The sequence below is a fragment of the Microvirga sp. P4_A5 genome, assembly GCF_056402495.1.
Map to the genome: position 1 here is coordinate 1 of NZ_JBFUHH010000192.1, position 2,226 is coordinate 2,226.

Sequence of the window (2,226 nt, forward strand, 5' to 3'; positions counted from 1 at the left end):
GTGACCGGAGTCGGCGCGCCCTCATAGACGTCCGGCGTCCACATGTGGAACGGCACCGCAGAGATCTTGAAGGCGATGCCCGCCGCCACGAAGACGAGGCCGAAGATCAGCCCGAACCCGGCATTGCCCTGCACGGTCGCGGCGATCGTCGGGAACGACACGCTGCCGGTGAAGCCATAAACCAGTGAGGCGCCGTAGAGCAGCATTCCCGACGACAGGGCGCCGAGAACGAAATACTTCAGGCCCGCCTCGGTCGAGCGTAAGTTGTCCCGGTCGAAGGCGGCGATGACGTAGGATGAAAGGCTGAGCAATTCGAGGCCGAGATAGAGCGCGATCAGGTCGTTCGACGAGATCACCATCATCATGCCGATGGTCGAGAGAAGGATCAGGATCGGATATTCGAAGCGCTCGATGCGGGCGCGGCGCATGAAGTCGAGCGCCAGGATGATCCCGGCCGCCGAGGCGATGAGCGTCAGCGACTTCATGAACTTGGCGAAGGTATCGACGATGAAGGAGCCGGCCATCGTTTCCACGCGCTCGGATGGCAGCATCAGCACGGCGATGAAAGCCGCGCCGAGAAGCGCCAGCGACAGGATATTGACCGTCCCGGCGGACCGTTCGCCGCGGATGGCGCCGAACAGCACGAGGACGAGCACACCCGCCGCGAGAATGATCTCGGGCAGAACCGGGCCGAAAGCGGGAATGGCGAAGGCGGTGTTCATCGAAACCTCAGTGCGCGGCCAAAGCCGCAGTTTTTACCGTGGCGAGCGCGGCCTCGTAGCTCTTCATGAGAGCCTCCGTCGGCGCCGCGAAGGCGTCGAGGATCGGGGCCGGCTGCACGCCGTAATAGATGACGAGCAGGACGAGCGGCGCGAGGATGATCATCTCGCGGCGGTTGAGATCGGCGATCGTCTTGAGCTGGGGCTTGTCGAGGACGCCGAACACGACCCGGCGATAGAGCCAGAGCGCGTAGCCGGCCGACAGGATGACGCCGGTCGTGGCCAGGAACGACACCGTGGTATTGGCCTGGAACGCGCCGAGCAGCGTGAGGAATTCACCAACGAAACCCGACGTTCCGGGCAGGCCCACATTGGCCATGGTGAAGACCATGAAGGCGACCGCATAGAGCGGCATGCGCTCGACCAGCCCGCCATAGGCCGAGATCTCACGGGTATGAAGACGGTCATAGACAACGCCGACGCAGAGGAAGAGCGCACCCGAGACGAGCCCGTGCGACACCATCTGGAACATCGCCCCCTGGATCCCTTGCGGGTTTATGCTGAAGATGCCCATCGTGACGAAGCCCATATGGGCCACCGACGAATAGGCGATCAGCTTCTTCATGTCGGTCTGAACGAGCGCCACGAGCGACGTGTAGACGATGGCGATGACCGACAGCGCGAACACCATCGGGGCGAAATAGACCGACGCCTCCGGGAACATCGGCAGCGACACACGGATGAAGCCGTAGCCGCCCATCTTCAGGAGAATGCCCGCCAGGATCACCGATCCGGCGGTCGGCGCTTCCACGTGCGCATCCGGCAACCATGTGTGCACCGGCCACATGGGCATCTTCACCGCGAAGGACGCGAAGAAGGCGAGCCAGAGCCAGGTCTGCAGGTTCGACGCGAACTTGAATTGCAGCAGCGTCGGGATGTCGGTGGTGCCAGCCGCCCAATACATCGCCATGATGGCGAGCAGCATCAGCACCGAACCCAGCAGCGTGTAGAGGAAGAACTTGAAGCTCGCATAGATGCGGCGCTTGCCGCCCCAGATTCCGATGATCAGGAACATCGGGATCAGGCCTGCTTCGAAGAACAGGTAGAAGAGCACGAGATCGAGCGCCACGAAGACGCCGATCATCGTCATTTCAAGGACGAGGAAGGCGACGAAGTATTCCTTTACCCGATGCTGGATCGAGTCCCACGAAGCGAGGATGCAGAACGGCATCAGGAACGTGGTGAGAAGGACGAACGGCATCGAGAAGCCGTCGACGCCGAGCTTGAAGCGGATCGTGTCGGTGAGCCAGACATGGCTTTCCACGAGCTGGAACGAAGCGCTGCCCGTGTCGAACCGGCTCCACGCCACGAGCGAAAGCAGGAAGGTCAGGACCGTCGTCGCCAGCGCCGCCCAGCGGGCGTTCGCCTTTGCCGCCTCGCCGTCACCGCGAAGGGTGAGGATGAACGCCGCGCCGACGAGCGGAAGAACGAGCAGGCCGGAGAGAAT

2 protein-coding genes are annotated in these 2,226 nt (G+C 62.8%); both read right to left on the reverse strand.

Annotated elements, in window-relative coordinates; translation table 11 throughout:
- The coding region (locus AC1DVM_RS23015; protein WP_477258443.1) for an NADH-quinone oxidoreductase subunit N at nucleotides 1–722 on the reverse strand (722 nt) is incomplete at its 3' end.
- Nucleotides 723–729: 7 nt separating this feature from the next.
- Nucleotides 730–2,226, reverse strand: a 1,497-nt coding sequence (locus tag AC1DVM_RS23020) for an NADH-quinone oxidoreductase subunit M (RefSeq protein WP_477258445.1), incomplete at its 5' end; no start/stop codon positions are given.